The organism is Domibacillus antri, assembly GCF_001936625.1.
Taxonomy (GTDB): Bacteria; Bacillota; Bacilli; order Bacillales; family Domibacillaceae; genus Domibacillus; species Domibacillus antri.
In genome coordinates, this window is sequence record NZ_MSDU01000054.1 from 1 (window position 1) to 23,694 (window position 23,694).

Below are 23,694 nucleotides of genomic sequence, written 5' to 3' on the forward strand. Positions count from 1 at the left end.
GGATGGGGTGTTAAGGGTGGTCAACTTTTGCGTGACCGATAAGCCCTGAATTGGTCAACTTTTATATTAGCGTTTACAATTTACCTTTAAAATGAAATAAACACCTCAGAAAGCAGGTCGATAGCTTGAAGATTATTTCAATTTTTAACAATAAGGGTGGCGTTGGAAAAACTAACTTAACCTTTCATTTGGCATATGCACTATCTGAGTTAGGAAAACGTGTCTTGCTAATTGATCTAGACCCACAATGCAATTTAACTATTTATGGAATGAAAACTTGTAAACTGCATGAGATTTGGGAAAAAGAGAATGACTTTATTGAAAGCTTCGATTTAGCCAAACAAATGGTTTCAAAAGAAGAATTCAATAATATGAACAATGAACCACGTACAATTCATTATTTACTGAAACCAACTGAAGAAGGAACTGGTGAACTGGAAACTCTCCCTCCTTCATTAAAGCTTACTGATAATTTGCACCTTATTCCTGGTAGGTTAACTCTTCATAAATACGAGGAAAAAATCGCTAGTAGATGGGATTCTGCTTATTCTGGAGAACCGCTTTCTCTTAGAACGCTTACTAGAATACGATCTTTAGCTGTCTTATATGCGCAAAGAGAAATGTTCGATTTCGTTATAGTCGATACTTCACCTAGTTTAAGTCCTTTGAATAAAACAATTATTTCTACAGCAGATGGCTTCCTTATTCCTTGTATGCCTGATATGTTTTCACTATATGGAATAAGAAATATTGGAAATTCACTGAGTGACTGGAAGAGGGATTTTGAGATTATCAATGAGAGGCTCACTTCGAATAAAAGAACTTTGTTTCCGTTCCCAGACAATTTTGTTAAATTTTTAGGTTTTACCGTTTATAATGCGAAAAAATATTCTGGTGCGGCTGATCGTATGGATTTGGCACAGGCTCACTTCAACTATGTTCAGCAAATACCGTCGACAATTAGAGAGTTTATTAAACCTGAGATTCGAGATCATCTTGATGAAAATATGATTGAGAATCCAGTGTGTCTACAAGAAGTAATGCATTCACATAACACTTTACCTGGAATGGCTCAAAAATATAAGTTGCCGATTTGGAAGATCCCTTCTCATTCGGACTTAGAAAAAGAGGATGTCAATGCAATTCGAGGAAATCGAGCAACCTATGAAAGAACACAAACAGCTTACAAAAGTTTTGCAGTTGATATGCTTAAGCGAATTGAAAAACTTAATTGATATATTGAGTGAATGAATTTACATATTACTGTATAACGGTGAGTGGAAAATATTGCGTAATATCAGCAGTTACTTTGCTTCGCTTTCTATAAAACAGATCGCTGAGATTTTCTCTTTTATTTCGAGCGGCTCGTTCGGTACGGCGCGCAGCGTAAACGGAACAGGAACTACGGAATGTAGGCGGCAGCCGTACAGTCCGTGGTTATCGGACCGTTTAGTGCCGCAGCGACACGTACAGACTGACAGAAAGCCGGTTTTTCTTTCTGAGCAGTCTGTAGTGCTACCGCCCCAAAACTAATCTTTCCATGTTTGATAATGTTTATAATGGAAAGCACGTTATAAAGGGCTTGTATCACATTCAAAATGTGAATGGTCTCCATTCTCGTATAAAACAATGGATAGACCGCTTTAAAGGTGTGACTACAAAATATCTCGATAACTACCTTGCTTGGTTCTTATTTGTAGATAGTTGTAGTAACGAAAGCACAAAACACAACATCAAAGAATTTCTCCTATCATCATTTGTATTTGAAATGACGGATACTTATGATAGTTTACGCCTGTCGAAATTCAACGTTTTGTAACCACAATCGTGCAAGAAAAAAATACGTATTTATCTGACTTTAATAGGAGTCTCGTTATGGAAATTACATTAGTAAGACATGGTAAATCTGTGTGGATTGAAAATAAGCCAATAACTTGTCAAGAGTTTAAAAATTGGGTTAAAGAATATGATTGTAATGGAGTATTTGAAGAAAAATCTTATCCCGTGGAAACTCTTGAAAAAATAGCAGCTGCAAATATTATCATTACAAGTGATTTAAAACGGTCTGTTGAGTCTGCGAATTTTTTAAATTCCAACTCAACAGCTATTTCAGACCCATTGTTTTGTGAAACAGAATTACCTATCCCTTTAACAAAATTCTGGGGATTGAAGTTAAATGCAAGCATTTGGGCAGTGATTTTGAGATGCCTATGGTTTAGCGGTTATTCAAATGGTTGCGAGTCTTTAAGCGAAGCCAAAAGAAGGGCAGAAAAGGCTTCAAAGTTTTTAGTTAAATGTGCTGAGGAACATAATAATGTAGTTTTGGTTGGACATGGATTCTTGAATATGTTGATTGCAAAAGAACTTAAAAAAGCAGGTTGGAATGGTAAGAGAAAAACAAGTTCCAAACACTGGCATTCTACTACCTATTCGTTTCACCAGTAATAACTGAAGAGGGAAACTCTTAATAGACAAGGGTTTCCCAAAATTTTATAAAAAAATCAACATTAACGTTTAACACAGCCTTTCTAAAAAACAATTCATTCCCTCACTTTCATTTAACGTTTATGTTATTAGCAATTTTCATTTTAAAGTTCTATGCTTGAAATTGATGCTATCGGGCATCGAGAACTGCTTTCCTTTTATTGTCCTTCATTTATTGCAGCTTCTACTATATCTTTTTTTATTCCATAAATCGTATTTCTTGAAACTCCGGTTTTCCGGTAGATTTTCATAACACTTTCGTTTTGCTTCAGCAAGCGAACTACTTCATCATAAACCACTTTATCTTTCCCTTTGGCTTCAGCACGGTATTTCTTTTTGCCGCCTTTGTAAACTCCTTTTTCTTTTGCAATGGCGATCCCTTCTTTTTGTGATGTTCGGATACGATTGCGTTCTTCTTCCACCATCCACGACAGCAGCGTTAAAACAAGATCACTCACCAGCTGGCCAACACCTTCAAGCTCCCTGTATTTCCTTGTGTCTAAAATAGGCATGTTGAGGACCACAATATCAATTTCTTCATCTATTATCGCTTTCCATTCGTTGCGAATCTCTTGTTTGTTGCGCCCAAATCGGCTCAAATCATGAACAACCAACGCATCACCAAATCTCATTTTCGAGCGCATTTCTTGGTAGCCAGGACGAGCAAAATTCTTCCCGGTCTGTTTATCATAAAAAATCTTGTCACATCCAAAGGCTTCAAGCTCTTTCATCTGCCGGGCTAAATTCTGATCTATCGAACTGACACGCGCATACCCAAAAATCATTTTTTCATCCCCCATCATTGAACAACCCTGTTTGAACATCTTGATACCTTGATTTTACTACATTTCAAAATGTTTAAACAGGGTTTACCCTGATCGAACAATTCTTTTATAAAATTTTGTTTACGCCTGTCATTTTAGGCGGTAATTTGCGCATATTTTAAGCGCTATTTTGCATGTTAGTACATAGCAAAAGCGATCTTTCCTTTGCTGAAAGATCGCTTTATGATTATTTGATACCGATTACCACACTGTCATGTGCAACTTCTACCAATTCAGTTGTATTGAAGTAATATGAAAGAAGCGTTCAATAAGTACTTGTTGAACGCTTTTGACTTTCTATTCATTTGGCATTATTTTTATTTCTATATAAGTTGAACATAAGAATCCCGTTTTAAAAGCGTCCACACAGCCGATTGATGACAACGTCTTTTTGGGTGTTTTGAGCGTCAATAAAGGAGTGAACCACCTGTTTGATTTTGGATGTGCTTGAAAAAAAGACATTATTAATCACAGCTTCTTTCATCCACTTCCATAAACCTTCAATTAAATTTAATTGAGGGCTGTAAGGAGGCAGAAACACAAGCTGAATCCGATGCTGGTTTGCTTGAAGAAACGGTTGAAGCAGCTTGGCATGATGGATCCGTGCGTTGTCTAAAATCATGATGATTTTGCCTGTCGAATAGTGTGCCAGGACTTTTTCTAGGAAGGCTAAAAAGATGGCCGCATCATACGTTTCTTCTTCGATACAAAAGATTTCGCCCGTTTCATAATTGAGCGTACCGATCAGCTTGACGCCCTGATGACGGCCATACGTTGGGATGATGCGTTGTTTGCCTTTCAGAAACCATGTTTTTTGAATGGCCTGGTAATCCTGAGTCATCGACTCATCTTGAAACAAAATATGGTGAATTTCCTCATTTAGAAGTTTTTTTAGAGCCGGAAATATGTCTTCCACAAATGTTTGTTGTTTGACAGGATATGCGTTTTCAAGTGTATACGTTGGGCGCGTATGGCTAAAGCCAAGATGGTGCAGTACAAGTGACATCCCTTGCAAGGAATAGGACACTTGCCATTCGCGCTCAACCCATTCGACTACTAGGCAAGCGTCCAATTGGCCGTTGCTGGAAAGCCCGCATCAGCAGGGGTTTTTGTTGCAATCGTATTCGCCAGAATGGCACGCTGTTCGACTGAAAGTTTAGGTGGCTTGCCTGGAGAATGCCCCATATCTAAAGCAGCAATACCACCCGCTTCATACGCTTGTCGATAAGAACGAATAGTGGACGCATCACGTTGAATAATTTGTGCAATGTCCTTTTGCTGGTAGTTCTGAATTTAAGAGTCCTAGCAAATATTTGGAGTTTGACAGGATAAAAAAGCCTGTCATATCAACGTACCTTCCTACTGTATCAAGAGAAAAATGTGGTACAGGTGCGATATCCGGAAAAATGATTTTTGTTTTTTCATATTCCTCATAATAAGAACAATCCCTTAACTCATACCATTCAATCTTATTTATAAACGATCAGACTCTATTGTAAATTATCAAATTTTATTCAAAAATAACAACATATAATCCTTACATTTCCCGCCCGACATAGCAAAAACAAACCCGGCTAATCGCCGGATTTGTGAAAGGACAAATACTGCCCTGCTTTCTTATTTAGTTAAAGCAGGTTGCTTTTGAGCATTTTCATCTTTCTTTGGCATTTCTCGGACACCAAAAGCAACACGTTTAATGTTGAACAAATGTTTTACTGTAACATTGTCAGATGTAATGTTGTTCCCGATCGCACCGCATCCAAGTGTCAAGGATGGCATTACATTCACTGTAGCACCAATCGCTCCAAATGTTGTACCAGCATTTACAATAATACGTCCAGCTGGTTTGTCGATGGTGTACGCTTCAATTACTTTTTCGTCTTGAGCATGGATTCCTACTGTATGACCGAGACCCCCAAATACAAGCAGCTCCTGAGCAAGAGCACTGGCTTCTTCCAGATCTTTCACTGTATAGAATGCGAGAGTTGGAGATAATTTTTCGATTGAGAATGGATATTCTTTCCCCACTCTTGTTTCTTCCGCAACGAGCAGTTTCGCGTCGGCCGGCACTTCAATACCTGCCATTTCCCCAATTACTTGTGGAGCTTTCCCTACGATCTTAGCATTTAGCGATCCGTTTACCATAATAACGGATTCCACTTTACGTTTTTCATCTTCATTTAAGAAGTAAGCGCCTTGTTGTTTTAACTCAGCAACAACTTTTTCTTTAATAGATTCATCAACTAAAAGAGCTTGTTCGGAAGCACAAATTGTTCCGTAATCAAAAGTTTTACTTTCGATGATAAGTTCAATAGCTTTAGCGACATCTGCACTTTCGTGAATGTAAACAGGTACGTTACCAGGACCTACCCCGTATGCTGGTTTACCGGAACTGTAAGCCGCTTTCACCATACCAGGACCGCCTGTTGCCAGAATTACATCTGTTAATTTATGCTTCATTAACTCATTTGTTGCAGCCAATGTAGGTTGCATGATACAAGAAATTAAACCTTTTGGAGCACCAGCGCGTTCAGCTGCTTCTTGCATAATTTTTGCCGCTTCCACAGTGGCTTTTGCAGCCGATGGGTGTGGACTGAAAATAATTGCATTTCTTGCTTTAACTGCAATCAGCGATTTAAAAATAGCTGTTGAAGTTGGGTTTGTGGATGGCACGATTCCTGCTACGATTCCTACGGGTTGAGCCACTTCCCATACGCGATTTTCTTCATCACGATTAATAATCCCAACAGTTTTTATATCTTTAATGGAGTTGTAAACGTCATTAGCAGCGAAAAGGTTTTTCGTTACTTTATCAGGAACGTTACCAAATCTAGTTTCTTCCACCGCCATTACAGCCAGTTTTTCCGCCGCTTCTCTTCCTGCATTTGACATATTTTCAACAATCTTGTCGATCTCGCTTTGGGTCATCTTTCCGAGAATTTTTTGAGCTTCTTTTGCTTGCTCTAGATAATCCCTTACTTCCTGAATGGATTGCAAATCAATATCACGTAACATGTTAAACGCACCTCTTTGTTTAGTATTTTACTTGATACCTTTAACTAGACCCCTAGAATCGAGAGAACTCAACTGACCGAAAATAATATTACAGATCGCTCAACCACGCTCCCCTGAGAAATTCTAAAGCTAACATTGGTCATTTTTGTAAGCGCTTTAATAAGCTAACAAAAAAATTTAAAGCAAACTCACTCACCCTGTAAGTGCTTAATTATTATATTAATAAAATTTAGGGCACTAATTGCTAGCTTCACAAGTAATTATATAAAGCTCTAATTTTTTTGTCAAAAAACGTGCTCAGCCAGGATAGAATAGTAGATGAAGTACCTGTCTCTCCCCGATTTTTGTCGATAAAAAACGTGATTTAACGTGTTCGGCAGAATTGTTCCTTTAAGTTTGATCAATTTTTAAATCTTATTAAACTTCCACTTTAACATCTTACGATCCGGGTACAGCATTCTCATGCAACACCACTCCTTTTAACAAAAACGAACGTTCTTTATAATTTTTTTCAGTATAAATAGCATTTGATGAACCCTAGATTAACTTTTCTTATGTTATACATCTATGGTATTAAGTGCCATTAAAAAAGGATATTTTAACACCTGAACATGTTCCTCAAAGTACCTCATCAACACTAGCTTTGGAGACTAAAGATTTTAAGTATGAATTTACCCCAATTGTTGCTTTAGAATAAAGTTTGATTAGATTAATACCAATAACCTTGATAAATGAACAAATTGAAACGCGAAATGTCTATTAACCATAAAGCGGTACAGCGTGTGATGCGGAAGTATGGCTGGCAGTGCCGGGTGAAAGTGAAGAAACGCAGACAGACGGGACAGCCTTATCATATTGCCGACAATCTGTTGAAACGTGACTTCCAGGCAGATCAGCCTCTCCAAAAACTCGTAACCGATATCACATACTTGCCTTTTGGCCAGAAACAGCTGTATCTTTCAAGTATTCAAGATTTATTTAACGGTGAAATCATCGCCTATTCTATCGGGGAATGCCAAGATACAGAGTTTGTGCTGGATACTCTCGCACAGCTTCCCTGTCTGCTCAAAGAGTGCATGCTGCACAGCGATCAGGGATCTGTTTACACATCGTATGCGTATCAACAGGAAGTCAAAGAAAGAGGCATTACCATGAGTATGTCCCGTAAAGGGGCGCCCGCTGATAATGCCTCCATCGAATCGTTTCATGCCTCGCTAAAGTGTGAAACGTTCTACCTCGACGAGTTGAGAAGCACTACGACGGCAATCGTAGAGCAAACTGTCGAAAACTATATTCACTATTATAACCATATCCGTATTCAAGCAAAACTAAACAACCACCACCGGTACAATACCGGCAGCTGGCTGTTTAAAAGGTGTTTTGATCCCTGTCTCAAAAACGGGGGTCAGTCCCGAAATCCAGGGCTTTTCAACATCCTTTACAAGTAGGATAAAACTTATATAAGAAATTAACTATTACTTTTCTTTAAAGCTTGATCTAAGTCGTAGATTAAGTCATCAATCGCTTCCGTACCAATTGACAAGCGGATCATATCAGGCGTAACACCGGTAGATTTCTGCTGTTCTTCTGTCAACTGTTGGTGGGTTGTGCTTGCCGGGTGAATGACAAGAGATTTTGAATCTCCTACGTTGGCCAAATGCGAGAACAATTCCAGGGAATCGATAAATTTGCGTCCAGCTTCCCCTCCACCATTGATTCCAAAAGTCAGTAGAGCCCCCTGTCCTTTAGGCAGGTATTCCTTTGACAATTGATAATATGGACTTGATTCTAATCCAGGATAATTAACCCAGTTAACCAGTTTATGATTTTCAAGGAATTGGGCCACTGCTAATGCATTTTGTGAATGCCGCTCCATCCGTAAATGAAGGGTCTCCAATCCTAATAAAAATTGAAATGAGTTAAAAGGAGAAGCTGCTGCACCAATATCACGTAACAACTGTACTCGTGCCTTCACAATATAAGCTAGCTTACCTAAAGCCTGAGTATAAGAAATTCCATGATAGCTTGGATCTGGTTCGACTAGTCCCGGGAACTTGCCATTCGTCCAGTCAAACGTCCCTCCGTCGACAATAATACCCCCTATGGATGTACCGTGTCCACCGATAAACTTGGTAGCTGAGTGAACTACGATATCGGCTCCATGCTCAATGGGACGGTTAAGGTATGGAGATGGGAACGTATTATCAACAATAAGTGGAACACCCGCATCGTGTGCGACTTTTGCGACCTCTTTAATGTCAAGTACATCGATTCTCGGATTTCCAATCGTTTCGGCAAAAAATGCTTTGGTTTTATCAGTAATGGCCTCTCGGAAGTTTTCCGGGTCGCTCGGATCTACAAATTTCACTTTAATGCCGAGTTTTTTCAAAGTGACAGCAAACAGATTATAGGTGCCTCCATACAAGTTGGTCGAAGATACGATCTCATCCCCTGATCCAGCTATATTTAGAATTGATAATGTGATGGCGGCTTGTCCTGAAGATGTGGCAAGCGCACCGACACCACCTTCCAACAATGCAATTCTTTGTTCAAATACATCTTGTGTTGGATTCATAATCCGAGTATAGATATTCCCCGGTTCCGCTAATGAAAATAAGTTTTCCGCATGTTCCGTATCCTTAAAAACATAAGAACTGGTTTGGTAAATGGGCACAGCTCTTGAACCGGTCGTCGGATCTGGTTCTTGTCCACCGTGAATCGACAAAGTTTCCAAACCCCATTTTCTTTCTGACATAACTTTATCCCCCTTTAATTATTTTTTGTTTTCTTGATACTTGCATAAAAGCTGCAAAACCCTATGTACTAGTTTTACCAGTGAGACAGAAAAACAAATGCCTAGTTATTATATTCTTGTGGAAAACTTACAGCATTTGTGATAAAAGATGGGGAAAATCAAAGAAACAAAAAAATGTTAAGCTTATTGTAATTCCCAAAATGGGGGGTACTCACACTATAGGTACCCCCCTTTCTCAATGAAAACTATATTTAATTAATGTATTAAATCTTGTTCCATTCGATATCCAGTTTAATTCCAGCATCAATAAAAAGGTTAAGTACGGGACATCTACGTTCTACTTCTTTTTTTAGTTCCTCGATTCTCTCTACACTTTCTTCCGTATGTATATTCGCTTTAAAACGAACCTTCTGGAAATACGTAGAGACACCTTCTTCCCCTTTGAGGCCACGGATATCAACAATTCCTGTTGCTTCAAAATCAATTCCTGAGAAAACAAAATCTAATTCCTTTGCCACTAAAGGAATCATTACCCCTTTACAACCGTTGAGAGCTGCAAGAATATATTCCAGTGGCATTGCTCCTGCATCAATTCCACCTAGTGCTTCTGGTTCATCCATAGAAAAAGTAGGGAAATTTCGGATAGAGATATCCGTTTTAACACCGGAAACCCACTTACCTGCAGCGGAAACTTTAACCAATGAAGAAGTTTGTGCCATAATATTGCCTCCTATATAATTCAAAGTAAACTTATAAGAATAATATTAAATTAAAATAGTTTAAGTGTAAAGAAGAATATTATAAATTTATGTCTTATCATTTTCTTACTGTTATTCTTATATAGAAATATCAAACGATCTTTAAACCTTCCCAATAATGAAAAGTTCCATGTTTATTTGCTTTATTTAAAATATCTTTTTTATATTTCTAGCGGCCTATAGAGGGATATGATACGTTTTTCAGATATTAAACCTACCTACTAAGGAACTCTTCGGCCGCGCTCAAAAAGATTAGCTGGAGTTCTATAATTTCTGCAGTGACATAATTTATGTCTGGGCCAAAATTTCTACAACCTTTAAGATGGACTGAACGGATTCCACCACTCATCTTTTGGATCTCCAATAATATTTGCTTTTGTTTAATCCATTACTTCTAAGATTAAAAAATGGTGCCCGTCAGATAGGCTGAGTTTAAGGGCCGATGGGATTATTATACATAATTGTTCGCAAACCTACAAAGTTATTAATTTGATATATTATACTGGGTATTTTGTCGTTTTTCAACAATATTCGACAATAATTAACTTGCTGAGAAAATATATTCCGACACTTAATAAGGGACGGTTTATTAACATTAGTAGACGAGTTGTTATATAAACCTATAAATTCAATAGAAAAAGGGGACAATATGGGGGCTGCCGGATTATATCCGTGTTTCTATCGGGAGGTATGAAGAAAATGCCGTGTTTATTCAAGCAATGAGTACTATTTTAAATGAAAGGATAGAAGCAATATGAATGTGAAAGCGGTCGTTATACAGGCCGCATCTGTCACTTATGAGGTCATTCAATCGCAATCCATATTTCTTCTCAATAAAAGTTCCTGTCATGGTAACAGGAACCTATTATAGTGTAATCGATCCATCCTCTTTCAGATAAGCATTGATGTTATAAGACTGCTTGTCGAACCCGGCGGCCAATTTGTATCGTTGTGTCTAATACCTGATCCACCATACCATCATTAGTTCAAATATAGCTGTAACGGAAGGAACATTTTGCATTCGGAGTGTGCATCTTACTTGTCAAGAAACAAGGGAAATGCACGATCCTTTATTTAGGATTTTCTGTGAAAATCTTCAAAAAGAGAAGTAATAAATTCAGCTTCGCTATTGTTTACTGGAACAAGTGGCAATCGTACTGAACCGACAGGTATTCCCTTCATTTCTAAAGCGAATTTTACTGGTGCAGGGTTTGTTGTAATAAAAAGTCCATCAAAAATTGGGATCAGCTTGCGGTGCATATCTGCAGCTTCTTTGACTTTTCCCATCAAGAAGGTTGTAATCATCGTTTTCATTTCAGACCCAACGACATGACTGGCTACACTTATAACGCCGTGACCACCTATACTTAATATAGGGAGTGCTAAACTATCATCTCCAGAATATACCTTAAATCCTAATGGAGCCTTTTCTAATATTAACGCAATCTTAGAAAGATCACCACTCGCTTCCTTAATACTAATAATATTATTAATTTGAGACAAACGTATTATCGTATCTAATGATAGGTTAACAGCAGTTCTTCCTGGAATGTTATAGAGAAAGATTGGAAGGTCCGTGGAATTCGAGATTGCCTTAAAATGCTGAAATAAACCCTCTTGAGATGGTTTATTATAATAAGGAACAACGAGTAAGATACCGTCAACACCAAGTTTTTCTGCTTCTTTTGTCATCTCAATAGACGATTTTGTATTATTAGTACCCGTACCTGCAATCACTTTACAACGACCTCGCACCTGATCAACCACAAACTTAAATAATGATAATTTTTCTTCTTTTGATAATGTTGAAGGTTCACCAGTAGTTCCACAAATTACAAGAGTATCTGTACCAGTTTTAATTAAATGCTCTATAAGATGGTTTGTTTTTTCATAATCAATTTCAAGCTTATCATTCAAAGGTGTAATCATCGCTGTTATTAATCGTCCAAAGTCAATCAAAATATACTCCCCTCCTGTTAAAGGCTATAATAATTAGTGTTTTTATTCAAAATTCACTTTATTTATAGTAAAGGATATCTCATTCTTTATTGTTATAGACCATCCACATTTTCTAAAATTCTTCCATCCACTAAAAAAGATCCAAGAAAATTATGGTTAGGGCCGTTATTTGGCGCTGTCCCCTCTCGGTTAGCCACTATGTCCAAGCTATATAAATACACATAAAAACCTTTCAAAATCAGAGATTCTGGGCAATCTCTTTTTTAGGTAATCTTCCAGGAACAGAAGAACAGCTTGGTATTGTTCAAAATCGCGTTGTCCTTGAGCCTTTTTCATTTCTTCCTTTAGTTCTTTGATCGTCTGTTCCGGATTCAACATCGCTCATCCTCAAAAAATCCGCTAAAGCGTGTTAAACAACGGGTTTTACCTAAGCCTAAAGCGCGTTCAGCGTTTAATGCAGAAGGCAGGAATCCGTTCGATTACAGATATCATGCTAGTGTTTCTTCGCCCAACCTTGGAGGAGTTAACCATAGAAAAAGACTTTTTCACTCTTCACAGATCATTTTTGGTTTAATAGTGATAGTTTTTCTTCTCATCTAGTCTTATGTTGAATAATTGGATGGTTAAACTGCCTATAGATTGGTTGGTTATTTTTTCTATATAAGTTGTACGAAAGATTTTCCCAGCGGTTTGAAACGACTGTTTCAAACCGCTGGGATAAACCGGTCACATCTGCAAAAACAATTGTTCAACTAATATATAAGTTGAATTAAACTTCTTGCTTTCTCCACTTCCTATCATGAAAGGATATTTTTTTAAAAAGCAGCGTAATGGGCTGCAGGCTGGCGGCTTGCGCTAACAACAGGGGCGAACGCCGCCCTTACATGATTAAGGCTAAGTGCCGCTGCCCGATTTTTTTCTCAACGGCTAAGTGTAAATTCTTTTGTTCAACTTATATAGTAATTTTTTATTATGCTTGAAATTTCATTTCTCGTGCATTGAGAAACAAAAGAAGTTCATAGATCATCATCCTTTGCAGAAGTTAGAATTGATAAGTCTTTTTTTATTCCATAAATCGTATTTCGTGAAACTCCGGTTTTTCGATGGATGTTCATAACACTTTCGTTTTGCTTCAGCAAACGAACAACTTCGTCATAAACCACTTTATCTTTCCTTTTGGCTTCAGCATGGTATTTCTTTTTGCCGCCTTTGTAAACTCCTTTTTCTTTTGCAATGGCGATCCCTTCTTTTTGTGATGTTCAGATACGATTTCGTTCTTCTTCTACCATCCACGACAGCAGCGTTAAAACAAGATCACTCACCAGCTGGCCAACACCTTCAAGCTCTCTGTATTTCCTTGTGTCCAAAATAGGCATGTTCAGGACCACAATATCAATTTCTTCATCCATGATCATTTTCCACTCGTTGCGAATCTCTTGTTTGTTGCGCCCAAATTGGCTCAAATCATGAACAACCAGCACATCACCGAATCTCATTTTTGAGCGCATTTCTTGGTAGCCAGGACGAGCAAAATTCTTTCCGGTCTGTTTATCATAAAAAATTTTGTCACACCCGAAGGCTTCAAGCTCTTTCATCTGCCAGGCTAAATTCTGATCTATCGAACTGACACGCGCATACCCAAAAATCATTTTTTGATCTCCTATCATTGAACAACCCTGTTTGAACATCCTGATACCTTGTGTCACTTTTGGCGGTATTTTGCACAGTTTTTAAGCGATAATTTGCATCATAGAAAAAGGGCTTATGCTGATCTCATCGAGCATCATAAGCCTCTTTCCTGTTTATTTATTGGTCAACAGTTGGCCAAAACGATTGATTAAAAAACTTTTCCGATAAATTACTAAATAAAGACTATACTAACTCCACTTCCATTATTTCAGCAAAAATTTTATTATCTTCTTCCATACTTTTTGCTTCTTGCAGAATAAGCTCATTGTCTTTATCGATTACTGCTTGCACTTCACGGGGTTGCCACTCTTCCATGAGCATTTTAACTAAATCGAAGTTAGAATAGCTTTCTAGCATTTCTGGATCGAGAGAAGTATTTCTAAGGAATTCTCCTACCTCATTCAAGTATAGAGCAGCCACTTTCTCACGAATGAGATGGTCACCTTCTTTTTCTGGAAAGTGCAGAGGCGATATATCAGCTATCATAGCTTTCGTTGCTTTAACATGAAGGTCCAAGCCGCCAAAGTGTGCAAGCTCTTTATCATCTGTCCCTTCCACTGATATTTTAAGTTCGTGACCTTTACGATCCGTGCTATGTATCATAAAATTGCTTTTCTCCATCAGAAACAACTCTCTTTCCTTTTTTTATTTGATTTATACATTCTTATAAACGGTTTGTTTGATACTCTTATTATAATTCTCTATGAACGTGTTGCGATAGTTAATAATGTCACCTATAAGAGATGACAAACAGCTGTTAAGTTTCACCAACTCGATTTCTAATATATCTCCTTTATCACCTATCAAAGAATGAGCGCCATATTTGTCTTCTTCGAAAACTCTATTTTGTTCTGAGTGGAACATCTGGTTAATGCTTGTAGAAACCTCGTGATGAGCTTTCCTTACTTGGAAATATATAAAGCCATCAATACTTGTTGCAATATCATATAGGCCACTTATGAAGTTTTTATCGACAATCAAAAACGGGGCATTCTTCTTCGTTAATTTAGTTTGGAACTCCTCCAGTTCGGTCAACATTTCATCTAGCATTCTAACTTTTGAAGGGAACTCATTTATAAACTGGATCTCATTCTGTTTTCCGATAGTGCGATCGACTGCCAAAAGAGTAAACGTACCCCCAAGTACTGCCCCTAAAAATGTACTCATAATATTTACGATGGCGCCTGCTGCTGCATCAGACAAACCAAACTGCTGTTGTAGAGACATTGTTGCGCCTATTACCAATGTTATAAAAACCATAAGTAATACTGCGACTTTTGTATACGAATTTATTCTTCCTCTCATACCACATCTCCTGTCCAAATACCTTTTGATCACTGTCACCCTTTTTCATTTCTACGCACGACTTTCATTTTAGTTTCATTATTTACCAATTTACTGGAAGGATGACTTTAAATTGAAAAGTTCATCTTAACTCTTATTATGAATATGAAAAGGAATGTTCATTTATATTTAACCACCGTTTTATAGACAAAATAGCCAGACCCCTAAAGTTAAGGTTTGAGGGGTCTTAAAATACTTGTTTCTGTCTATTTACTCGTCTATACTTAATTTTATATAAAACGTATGGTTATAGACAAAAAAGGGAGCAATCAGATGGAGTATGCAACATTTAAAGAGTCATTATATAAAGGTTTAGAATTCAAAAAAGCCAAGGTTACGAGTAAAATACTTAAAATTGAAGATAATTGTATCCGATATTCAATCGGGCAAAACGGAAATTCTAAAAAGGTTACGTTTGAAGAGTTTCAAGCTGCATTTAAAGAAATCAAGGTGAATGGATGTATAACAAGAAATTGGTATAACTATGCTTTCCCCAATCAGGCTAAGGCAGCTGGCTGTAATTTCACAACAATTGGGGGACTTCTGCAGCATTTTTCTTATGTAAGCTATAGCTCTGGAAAATATACCAAATTTAACTAAGTGTTTTTTAAACACATGAAAGGAGCAATAACGTTGGCTAGAATAATTGGATACGCACGTGTGAGTACCGATGAACAGAATTTAGATATGCAACAGCACGCCATCGAAAAGTATGCGCAGGAGCAGAAGATGGAACTGATCATGTACATAGAGAAAATATCAAGCAGGAAAACGGACCGGTCAGAGTTGAAGAATGCGATGAAGGCAGTAGCAAAGGGCGATCGATTTGTCGTATACAAACTAGATCGGCTTGCCCGGAGTACAAAAGAGCTGTACCAGTTGACAGATGAAATGAAAAATCGCGGAATTGACTTTGTCAGTATCAATGACAGTTTTGATACAACAACACCAACAGGACGCGCCATGTTCGGGATGCTCGCTGTATTCGCTGAATTTGAACGGGACATTATTCAGCAACGGACCAAAGCCGGTCTGGAAGCTGCCCGTAAACGGGGGCGACTTGGAGGACGTCCAGCAATCGAGGAAAAAACAAAACGCCATATCGTGACGCTATTTCAATCAGGGGAAAGCGTAAACGATATAGCGAAGGAATATGGTATTGGGCGCAGTACCGTTTATAAAATATTAAGTCAGTCTGAAAAAGATTGATTCTATAATAAATGAGATAAGTTATTGAGGAAGATAACGAAGGAAGAGGCTTATGTTGGTCGATGAGATCAACATAAGCCTCTTTCCATGGTGCAAATTATCGCTTAAAAACTGTGCAAAATACCGCCAAAAGTGACAGAAATTTCCTAATCCGCTAAATTAAAAGAAGCCGGGCAAGGTTTCCCTTACTCCGGCTTTCATTATAAATAAGAGTTCTTTATGCATTATACTTATAAGTGACAAAAAAGTCGGGATCGGCCTTATGATAGAAAGATATTATATTTCGATTGGCCTGTGTAACTAAGGTCTGTTCTTGAAGCTCTAACCCATTTATTGCAATCCCTTTTGTTTTTACTGGATCAAAGGTTACTCCAACAGGGAGTACCATAATTAACTGAATATCAATATTAGACGCTTCACCTAGCCCTGCAAATGGCAAAGTGGTTCTAAACTCAAAGTTCCCTTCCTGATCAGGATAGAGTCTAAATTCGTAGCTGATATGATAGTTGCTCCCACCAATCGGTGTTAATTTGATTTGATCCATATAAGTAATCAAATATCCTAATAAAGCATCTTTTCTCGTTTCGTCCCGTCTAGAAGGATCTGGCACTTCTTGTGAAAAATCCCCGATCTTGCTGACAACATCACTTGAAAGTTTAGGTCCAAAGTCAAATTTATTATCAGTCATCAATTTTAAGATAGCGTCTGGAACAACTTCCTTTCCTGGTACAAACATTACTTCATCGTTTGGAAATGGTTGGTCCATTTGAAAAGTTGTCTCTACTTTAACTAAATCATATTCTTGACCAAATCTTTTAGTGGGTATAACCGTTACAACTGCATCTTGTCTTAAACAAACCATTTTATTCGCTCCTTTTTCTAATTATTTTTCCTTACGTACACCTTTGAATGGTTGTGAACTGCTTGTTTTTTGTTCAATGAAACGTCCCGTAGTCGCATCTCTTTTAATCCAGTTTCCGTTCGTCCCCAAAAATTGAGATCTGTTTTTCACAGCGCCAACTCTACCTTTACCCTTAACTCCGTTACTAGCCATATCTTTTCCAACCCCCTTTCTACCTTGGTTAACCCTGTGTAATCCTTTATAATGAGATAAAAGTAGTATAGGGTCGTAATTTGTCGTTGCTATTACTTATATGTTTTAAAAGTCCTGTATCTTGTTTTTTATTTTTTAATTTTTCTAACTAAATTCACTGGATACTATTGGTGGTATTCAAAATAAAGGAGTTTCAATAAATGCGTACAGCCTTTATTCAAAAAACAACGCAAGAGCTAATTAAAAAATACAATTATGAGCCTCCAATCCCGATTGAAGAATTAGTGAAAGAATTGGGCCTTAAAATTAGAAATATTTCTACCGAACTTGAGATTGATGCAAAATTAGATCCTGTAAAAAAGATCATAATCATCAACGAATCACAGAACAACATCGCAAGAAGAAGATTTACTATAGCACATGAATTAGGGCACTTTGTGCTCAGGCATTACATTAACCCTTGGGATTTTGAGGACCCTGAAACTGGCAAAAGTTATATAGAAAACGAAGCCGATGAATTCGCAGGATCAATACTTATGCCAAAAGACTTTTTGACAAAACAAATTAAGAAAGGTACTTCTCCTCGTGAATTACAATCTATATGCCAAGTAAGCAATCAGGCATTATGGGTAAGGTTAGAAATTTACCGGTTAACTAAGTTTTTAAGTTCTTGAATAAATATATCTCTTTCTTCTTCTTCATCTTGTATAGCAATTTGGCGTTCCATTTCAATCATTGCTTTTTTCTGTTCTTTTTGAGATAAATTTTTGGCCCTAGGTAAATGCATTCCTGATATCTTTAATTGTTTTAAAGAAACTGTTATTTTCTTATTAACTATACCTTTTATAAAATCATCACAAGGAATGTCTAATATATTGATTAACGTCAAAACTTCTTCTGCTTTTAGTTTCCAAGGCATCAATTTGCCCTTTATTAAATCTTTAAGAATGTCTATTTGAATTTTAGTCTTTTTACTTAAATTTTCTATTTTAATGCAATGTTCTTCTACAGCAAATTGAATTAACATTGTACTATCAGGGGAATAATCATATCTTGATAAATCTTCAATATCTTCTTCATCCCAAAATTCATCAACTGTCTTTTTTCTTTCAGTTGAGTTTAAATTCATAATCTCTTTTACATTATCTATAGTAAATAAATTTAGTTTATCTGGAAAACTTTGTGGATTTAAAAGGCGTTCAAGATTAATCTTAGAATTAGCCATATATTCTACACTCCATCTATTCTTGCCTATGTTTTTTAGACATAGGCAAGATATTATTTTTAATTATGCTGAGGAAAGTATCTAGTTAACTTCTCTTCTAACTTTTTTCTAGTGCGGTAATTACGTTGATCAACCTTTTCTACGGTGATTCCTAACTTCAGAGCAATTTCTCGCGATGAATACCCTTCTATGTATTTCATGACAAAGGGGGCATATTGTTGATAGGGCAAAGAACAAACACTTTCATAGAGTTTTTGTTTTTGAATCTCTGAAACAGTATCCGGACGCCGATCTTTTTCAATTTGAACCGCTATTTTATTTTGGTCTTCTGTATGGTCTACAGAAACTTCTTTCCGTTTTTTTCTTACATAGTTTTTCGTACCGAGCTGGATCGCTCTGCAAATCCACGAACGAAATGGGATTCCTGGCACTATCTGATCTATCTTCTCAATAATTAGAAGGAAAACCATTTGGACAATTTCCTCAAAATCATTGTTTGTTAATTTCTCACCCATAACAATGGCTTCCTGATTAGCCAAATATCTTACCTTGTTGGGCAGCCACACGTATAAAAACTCATTAATAATAGGTTCATCAACAGATTGATTTTTTAAACAATGGTGCAATGAATGAAAATCATTTGAATCCATAAAACCAGTCCTTTCTCAGGCGAAGGCCGTCTAATGTTTGTGGCACTTAAAAAATATCAGTTAAATGCCAAATACAGTCTAAAAAATTGTATACATACATATATGTTTTAAAACTAGCAAATCTTTGCTAAGGTCAATAAAAATTTTCTATATTTAATATAAATAATCATGGTTACAAAGGTAAGTTGGCGTATACTTTATTGAACAAAAAAGCTGCAAAGAAGAATTTCTCAACAGCCAAATGGGTAATTTTCTATTTTTAGCGTAAAGGTCTTTTCTTTAAAGTATTTTACCTTCACTTTCATGATTAAAATGCTTTTTCTTTTATGAAAAAAACTCAACTATAAGAAGGCGATCCTCTTCTTGTAGTTGAGTTGATATTAATAGCCGTGTTTAGCTATGGTTAAATCTTTAAGCTTTGCTGTTTCTCTTTCTTCTTTCCAATAGTTTCTGGTGTCCAGTGACCATTTGCTATTCGTTTTTTCTTAATTTTCTCTGTAAACAATACATTACTGTTGCTTTGGAGGTCTTTGATGTATTCACGTTGCCATTCAATATCTTCAAAACGCTGTTTTATAGCCTCTGTCGGTCCTATCTCTATACCAATCCATTTCCTTTTGAGGATCTCTGATGCAATGTAAGTAGTACCACTACCTCCGAATGGGTCAAAAACGGTATCACCTTCATTTGAAGCCAAGCTAATAATACGTTCCAATAGCTTTAAAGATAACTCATTACTACCTCTTGTTTTATATTTACTATGTCGTACAGGCGGAATATCATCCCAAACGTCAGTAAGATTAATCCCTTTTTCATTTAATTTATCTTTATATCCTCCGTAATCGTGTATGTCTCCTGCACAATGACGACATATTTCAAGTGGCAGCCTACTTTCATTAAACGAATTTGGCTTACTACCTTTAATATAATACAAAAGTCCATAATGACTTGGATAAAGACGATTTTTAATTGGCAATCGATATTTAATATCTACTGCTATCCAATGTCTAAACTCAAGATACCGATTTAAGGTTGTGGAAATATACGTATTCCACTTAGGCAGATTCCAAACAAACATCGCACCACCATCTTTTAATATTCGTACACACTCTAACAGCCACTGTTCTGTCCACTGTAAGTATTCTTGCTCACTTACTTTATCGTTATAGCCTGACTCATATTGTTTATCTAAATTAAATGGGGGATCCGCAAAAATTAAGTCAACACTGTTGCTCTCCATTGTTTGCATAAGTGATATACAGTCCCCCTTATACATTTTGCCGTAATCAGTCGTAAATACTAAATCAACACTCTTTTTTTCTTTTTCTTCTTGAGGTTCTTCATCCTCAATCAGAGATCGAATTTCCTTAGAATGATTCATTAATTTTTTTAGTAAATTGTAATCAATAGAACCTAACTTCAATTGCAGCTCCAAAATATCTATTCCAAGATATTCACACATCTTATTGGCATCCGCTTCTGAAGGAAAGATATTTCGTTCTGCATAATACTTCAACGTACTTAGAGGAATTTTTAAAATTTTTGCAACATTTTTTAATTCGTTATCAGACTGTATATTTAAAGCCTTATATAATTGGTTATCTAACATAGTTAACACCCTTCATCTATTCTGCCTTTATTTTAGCACAGTACGCTTTTAATAAACATCATTTTGTTTACTATAGTACGTGGACTGACCCTCTAATTGTATAAGAAGATTTTTACAGAGGAAGGGGGAATACCTCTTGGAATTAGAAAAAGCGATACCTTTAGTGCTCAAAAAATACAGAAAAGCAGCTGGCCTGTCTCAAGAGCAGTTAGCACTGGAAAGTGGGTTAGATCGTACATATATCAGCTTTTTAGAACGGGGTCATCGTAAACCAACTATACATACTTTATTTCGACTTTGCAGTGCGCTTAATGTGCAGCCTAGCGTTTTCATCCAGGAGGTCGAAAAAATAATTGAAAATTCTTCGGACACAAGTATTAATTGATGATAAAAAGTTTTCTAACACAACAGAATATCAAAGAGTAATGAGTGACTTACAAAACGCCATTAAAGCCATTCGAAATCCTCATGATGCAGATGGGTTTTATTTATTCAATAAGAAACAGGGTAACGGTGTTAAGCCTATCAAAGATGCGTTTGTTAAAAAACTTAATGAATTAGGTTGGGAAGATGAAAAAATAGTCTCCAATCCGGATATTAGAAAGAGGAAAATCGACTCTTCTCTAAAATTAAGCAACAACACTTATTTTGGAGTTGAATGGGAGACAGGAAATATCTCTTCTTCACACAGGGCTATTAATCGTTTAAAAAAAGGGATGTTAGAAGGAGCTTTAACAGGGGGCATTCTTGTGCTGCCATCCAGAGCGATGTATTACTATCTAACAGACAGGGTTGGCAATTTTCAAGAATTAGAAGGATATTTTGAAGTTATGGCAGATACGGCAAATCCAAAAGGCTTTTTATCAATCATTGAAATTGAGCATGATGGAGTTGGAACAGATATTCCGCCTATTCGAAAAGGGACAGATGGTCGAGCTTTAATTTAACTTCTTAACCAAACACGGTTTGAAATAGACCGTGTTTTTATGTATTCTTTCTTTATTTAATGTCCAAAACTATTTACATAAGATCAAATAAATAAATGTAAAAATAGAGTTCTTTTTCTAAGGTAGTTTTTTATCAAATCTATACTCATCTACTAGTTTCTTTAAATTTTCAATATCCTCGGCTAAATCTTCATGTTTTGGTCCATAAGTTAATGTATTTATATTGTAACTTTCTTTCCAATCATTTATTAAGTTTGGGTTTACACCATCTAATGTTAAAACATAATGAGAGAGGCTGTCTCCTGTAATTGGAGATATATTTTCTAATAATAAGTTTATATCCGGATCATTTAAACCGCAACCTACAAATATAATAGTATTTGTTATAAATAATGCTTCTAATATCCTGTAGAATTCAGCATAGTCTCTTTTTGCTTCTGCATATTTTCTTTTAGTGAAAATCATTTTATTTTTATTGTTAACTGATCCATGCGCTTTGATAGTTAACCTCTGGTTAGATCTGAGAGTCTCAATCAAATTTGTATCGTAATAATGGACTGTTGTATGACCTTCATCATTACAAGCCTTCTCGTAAATCACATCAAAATTTGTAGTAATTACGATCTTCGGATCAATACTAACGATGTTTTCATGTATGCTGGTAGGCTCAAACCTCGGCTCCAAAAATTCTTTGTCCATGAATAACTTATAATCTCCATTATCACTATGATCCTGGATACACTGAAGAGCTAGTAAATAATTACTCTCTTTTATTAATTTTTTGATAAACTCTTGCTCTCCCTCATCATGTACTAAAGTGAGGGCAGATTCTAAAAAGGCTTCCCAAGTCTTCGGTTTTATTCCATCTGTGTTTTTAGCATTAGCAGAAACACCAGATCCCAGGAAAAAAATACATCTTCTTTCTCCAATTTCTGTAACTAAGTGTCTAGGCCATTGAATTGTCATACTACATCCTCACCTAAATTTTTCAGAATTTGCTTACAAACACTATCCATAACCGCTGCATAATCTCTCATTATCTTATACTGATTTCCAACAAGGCCATCTGATTTTTTCAATTGATGTATAGGTGAGTTACTACTTTGTGCTAATGGTATTAAACTCCATAAATGCGGAATATCTCCTAGCTCGCAGTCTTCCATGGATGTTTCATTCGGTAAAAAGCCACTTAAATACTTACTGATTTTACCTGGAATCTCTTGTTTTATTCTGTCATATGATGCAATACCTCGTCTTTCCCCATCTATGACTTTGGTGATGTATTGTTGAACGGAATAGCCAATAAAATAATAGTTATCACTAATATCAATATTTACTTGATATTTTTGATAATCAAAACTCGGGTGTTTTTCTCGTAACACATTTAGAGCACTTTTATATATCGTTTCCCAAGAATTAATCCATTCAGAGATGTTTTGTATCCCCATAAGGCTAAAAATGTCACATCCCATAGGCGTAATAAAAGCATCGGAATTAAGTAATATGCTCCTGTTTAGGGCGCCTAAAGAGGGACCTATATCAAAAATTATATAATCATAGTCATCTTTAAAATGATTAGTCAGGCTCTTAACCCAGTTGGTAACCCTGAAACCTCCGGGATCACCGGCAGTACAATTATTCCAGCTGTTACTTAACTTATCCTCCAGTAAGGATAAACGCGGATGACCTGGTATTAAATCTACTCCAAATCTATTATCGGTATTTGGAAAAGGTTCATGATTTAAATCTAAGGTAGAATCCCCTAAAAATACTGGATCTAAATAACTTAACAATGTTGTTTCAGTAGACCCATCACTATAAATTCGCTCCCAGCTAACCTCATCTAACATCATTTGTGTTGTATTAGATTGTGGATCTGCATCAATAACTAATATCTTCTTTTCTAGCATTAATGCCATATACGAAGCAATATTAACTGTGAGAGTAGTCTTCCCTACTCCTCCTTTATTATTAAAGAAAGTTATAACTTTCAAGAATATTTGCCCCTTTCCTTCTTTAAGAGTCCTATATGTATAAAATTTGCTGCTCTATTGTTCCATTTCTAAATTCAGGTAATCCAACAATTACCTACTTAATCAAGTATATAACAATGTGTCCAGTATAAGTTAATTGGTCTATTTTAAAAAGTTTGGGACCGTCAATAATTTTGTG

27 protein-coding genes and 2 pseudogenes are annotated in these 23,694 nt (G+C 36.4%); 9 read left to right on the plus strand and 20 right to left on the minus strand.

Annotation, left to right across the window (positions count from 1 at the left end; all coding sequences use genetic code 11):
- The first annotated feature begins 125 nt into the window (after positions 1-125).
- The 3 genes and pseudogenes from BTO30_RS15495 (at position 126) to BTO30_RS15505 (ending at position 2,445) form a co-directional block, all read left to right on the plus strand.
- Entirely contained in the window at positions 126-1,235 is a 1,110-nt protein-coding gene (locus BTO30_RS15495) for a ParA family protein (RefSeq protein ID WP_075399606.1), read from the plus strand.
- Positions 1,236-1,558: 323 nt separating this feature from the next.
- Positions 1,559-1,819 (plus strand): annotated as a pseudogene (locus tag BTO30_RS15500) (IS1595 family transposase); the annotation flags it as partial.
- A gap of 56 nt (positions 1,820-1,875) precedes the next feature.
- The gene (locus BTO30_RS15505) at positions 1,876-2,445 is read left to right on the plus strand and encodes a histidine phosphatase family protein (RefSeq protein ID WP_075399607.1); all 570 of its coding nucleotides are present in this window, start codon (positions 1,876-1,878) and stop codon (positions 2,443-2,445) included.
- Between the two features lie 197 nt (positions 2,446-2,642).
- Here BTO30_RS15505 and BTO30_RS15510 read toward each other — a convergent pair whose 3' ends face one another.
- From BTO30_RS15510 to BTO30_RS15535, 5 genes are all read right to left on the minus strand, one after another.
- Complete coding sequence (locus tag BTO30_RS15510; RefSeq protein WP_245796521.1) at positions 2,643-3,287, minus strand: recombinase family protein; 645 nt, start codon at positions 3,285-3,287, stop codon at positions 2,643-2,645.
- Positions 3,288-3,660: 373 nt separating this feature from the next.
- Positions 3,661-4,380, minus strand: coding sequence for an IS630 family transposase (locus BTO30_RS15515; RefSeq protein ID WP_083632469.1), 720 nt, complete (start codon positions 4,378-4,380; stop codon positions 3,661-3,663).
- Entirely contained in the window at positions 4,365-4,601 is a 237-nt protein-coding gene (locus tag BTO30_RS18070) for a helix-turn-helix domain-containing protein (protein WP_083632470.1), read from the minus strand. Before BTO30_RS18070 ends, BTO30_RS15515 begins: the two co-directional genes overlap by 16 nt.
- Complete coding sequence (locus tag BTO30_RS18095; RefSeq protein WP_083632471.1) at positions 4,555-4,785, minus strand: TaqI-like C-terminal specificity domain-containing protein; 231 nt, start codon at positions 4,783-4,785, stop codon at positions 4,555-4,557. The genes BTO30_RS18070 and BTO30_RS18095 overlap by 47 nt, the downstream gene beginning before the upstream one ends.
- Positions 4,786-4,925: 140 nt before the next feature.
- Positions 4,926-6,323 (minus strand): acetaldehyde dehydrogenase (acetylating), encoded by a 1,398-nt coding sequence (locus BTO30_RS15535; protein WP_075399608.1) that lies wholly within the window; start codon positions 6,321-6,323, stop codon positions 4,926-4,928.
- A gap of 740 nt (positions 6,324-7,063) precedes the next feature.
- Here BTO30_RS15535 and BTO30_RS15540 point away from each other — a divergent pair.
- Positions 7,064-7,695 (plus strand): annotated as a pseudogene (locus BTO30_RS15540) (IS3 family transposase); the annotation flags it as partial.
- Between the two features lie 96 nt (positions 7,696-7,791).
- Here the strand turns inward: BTO30_RS15540 and BTO30_RS15545 are convergent.
- The 8 genes from BTO30_RS15545 to BTO30_RS15570 form a co-directional block, all read right to left on the minus strand.
- Positions 7,792-9,078 carry a homocysteine synthase gene (locus BTO30_RS15545; RefSeq protein WP_075399609.1) on the minus strand — a complete coding sequence of 429 codons (1,287 nt, stop codon included), beginning with the start codon at positions 9,076-9,078 and terminating at the stop codon, positions 7,792-7,794.
- Between the two features lie 263 nt (positions 9,079-9,341).
- Positions 9,342-9,797 (minus strand): OsmC family protein, encoded by a 456-nt coding sequence (locus tag BTO30_RS15550; RefSeq protein ID WP_075399610.1) that lies wholly within the window; start codon positions 9,795-9,797, stop codon positions 9,342-9,344.
- A gap of 1,113 nt (positions 9,798-10,910) precedes the next feature.
- Complete coding sequence (gene dapA, locus BTO30_RS15555) at positions 10,911-11,792, minus strand: 4-hydroxy-tetrahydrodipicolinate synthase (protein WP_075399625.1); 882 nt, start codon at positions 11,790-11,792, stop codon at positions 10,911-10,913.
- Between the two features lie 210 nt (positions 11,793-12,002).
- Entirely contained in the window at positions 12,003-12,170 is a 168-nt protein-coding gene (locus BTO30_RS17290) for a hypothetical protein (RefSeq protein ID WP_158023611.1), read from the minus strand.
- 641 nt (positions 12,171-12,811) lie between these two features.
- Positions 12,812-13,036, minus strand: coding sequence for a helix-turn-helix domain-containing protein (locus tag BTO30_RS17760; protein ID WP_342743421.1), 225 nt, complete (start codon positions 13,034-13,036; stop codon positions 12,812-12,814).
- 18 nt (positions 13,037-13,054) lie between these two features.
- Entirely contained in the window at positions 13,055-13,444 is a 390-nt protein-coding gene (locus tag BTO30_RS17765; RefSeq protein ID WP_245796525.1) for a recombinase family protein, read from the minus strand.
- Between the two features lie 223 nt (positions 13,445-13,667).
- Positions 13,668-14,105: a hypothetical protein gene (locus tag BTO30_RS15565; RefSeq protein ID WP_075399611.1), complete on the minus strand. Its 438-nt coding sequence runs from the start codon at positions 14,103-14,105 to the stop codon at positions 13,668-13,670.
- A 33-nt stretch (positions 14,106-14,138) separates the two neighbouring features.
- Positions 14,139-14,789 carry a hypothetical protein gene (locus BTO30_RS15570; RefSeq protein ID WP_075399612.1) on the minus strand — a complete coding sequence of 217 codons (651 nt, stop codon included), beginning with the start codon at positions 14,787-14,789 and terminating at the stop codon, positions 14,139-14,141.
- Positions 14,790-15,101: 312 nt separating this feature from the next.
- Here BTO30_RS15570 and BTO30_RS15575 point away from each other — a divergent pair, with 312 nt between their 5' ends.
- Together BTO30_RS15575 and BTO30_RS15580 are read left to right on the plus strand one after the other, a co-directional pair.
- Positions 15,102-15,428: a hypothetical protein gene (locus tag BTO30_RS15575; RefSeq protein WP_075399613.1), complete on the plus strand. Its 327-nt coding sequence runs from the start codon at positions 15,102-15,104 to the stop codon at positions 15,426-15,428.
- Positions 15,429-15,461: 33 nt separating this feature from the next.
- On the plus strand, positions 15,462-16,037 hold the full coding sequence (locus BTO30_RS15580; RefSeq protein WP_083632472.1) for a recombinase family protein: 576 nt from the start codon (positions 15,462-15,464) through the stop codon (positions 16,035-16,037).
- 217 nt (positions 16,038-16,254) lie between these two features.
- Here BTO30_RS15580 and BTO30_RS15585 read toward each other — a convergent pair whose 3' ends face one another.
- The gene (locus BTO30_RS15585; protein ID WP_075399615.1) at positions 16,255-16,899 is read right to left on the minus strand and encodes a hypothetical protein; all 645 of its coding nucleotides are present in this window, start codon (positions 16,897-16,899) and stop codon (positions 16,255-16,257) included.
- Positions 16,900-16,920: 21 nt separating this feature from the next.
- Positions 16,921-17,091 (minus strand): hypothetical protein, encoded by a 171-nt coding sequence (locus BTO30_RS17440; RefSeq protein ID WP_169829362.1) that lies wholly within the window; start codon positions 17,089-17,091, stop codon positions 16,921-16,923.
- Between the two features lie 200 nt (positions 17,092-17,291).
- On the opposite strand from BTO30_RS17440, the gene BTO30_RS15590 reads away from it, so the two are divergent.
- Positions 17,292-17,765, plus strand: coding sequence for an ImmA/IrrE family metallo-endopeptidase (locus BTO30_RS15590; protein WP_075399616.1), 474 nt, complete (start codon positions 17,292-17,294; stop codon positions 17,763-17,765).
- Here BTO30_RS15590 and BTO30_RS15595 read toward each other — a convergent pair.
- From BTO30_RS15595 to BTO30_RS15605, 3 genes are all read right to left on the minus strand, one after another.
- Entirely contained in the window at positions 17,735-18,316 is a 582-nt protein-coding gene (locus tag BTO30_RS15595; protein ID WP_075399617.1) for a hypothetical protein, read from the minus strand. The genes BTO30_RS15590 and BTO30_RS15595 overlap by 31 nt on opposite strands.
- 59 nt (positions 18,317-18,375) lie before the next feature.
- On the minus strand, positions 18,376-18,966 hold the full coding sequence (locus tag BTO30_RS15600; RefSeq protein WP_075399618.1) for an RNA polymerase sigma factor: 591 nt from the start codon (positions 18,964-18,966) through the stop codon (positions 18,376-18,378).
- Between the two features lie 403 nt (positions 18,967-19,369).
- The gene (locus BTO30_RS15605) at positions 19,370-20,575 is read right to left on the minus strand and encodes a DNA-methyltransferase (RefSeq protein ID WP_075399619.1); all 1,206 of its coding nucleotides are present in this window, start codon (positions 20,573-20,575) and stop codon (positions 19,370-19,372) included.
- A gap of 136 nt (positions 20,576-20,711) precedes the next feature.
- Between BTO30_RS15605 and BTO30_RS15610 the strand changes: the two genes are divergently transcribed.
- Together BTO30_RS15610 and BTO30_RS15615 are read left to right on the plus strand one after the other, a co-directional pair.
- On the plus strand, positions 20,712-20,960 hold the full coding sequence (locus BTO30_RS15610) for a helix-turn-helix domain-containing protein (protein ID WP_075399620.1): 249 nt from the start codon (positions 20,712-20,714) through the stop codon (positions 20,958-20,960).
- The gene (locus BTO30_RS15615) at positions 20,929-21,522 is read left to right on the plus strand and encodes a BglII/BstYI family type II restriction endonuclease (protein WP_075399621.1); all 594 of its coding nucleotides are present in this window, start codon (positions 20,929-20,931) and stop codon (positions 21,520-21,522) included. The genes BTO30_RS15610 and BTO30_RS15615 overlap by 32 nt, the downstream gene beginning before the upstream one ends.
- 117 nt (positions 21,523-21,639) lie before the next feature.
- On the opposite strand, the gene BTO30_RS15620 is transcribed toward BTO30_RS15615, so the two are convergent.
- Positions 21,640-22,488 (minus strand): SIR2 family protein, encoded by an 849-nt coding sequence (locus tag BTO30_RS15620; RefSeq protein ID WP_075399622.1) that lies wholly within the window; start codon positions 22,486-22,488, stop codon positions 21,640-21,642.
- The gene (locus BTO30_RS15625; RefSeq protein WP_075399623.1) at positions 22,485-23,516 is read right to left on the minus strand and encodes a ParA family protein; all 1,032 of its coding nucleotides are present in this window, start codon (positions 23,514-23,516) and stop codon (positions 22,485-22,487) included. The genes BTO30_RS15620 and BTO30_RS15625 overlap by 4 nt, the downstream gene beginning before the upstream one ends.
- Between the last annotated feature and the right edge of the window lie 178 nt (positions 23,517-23,694).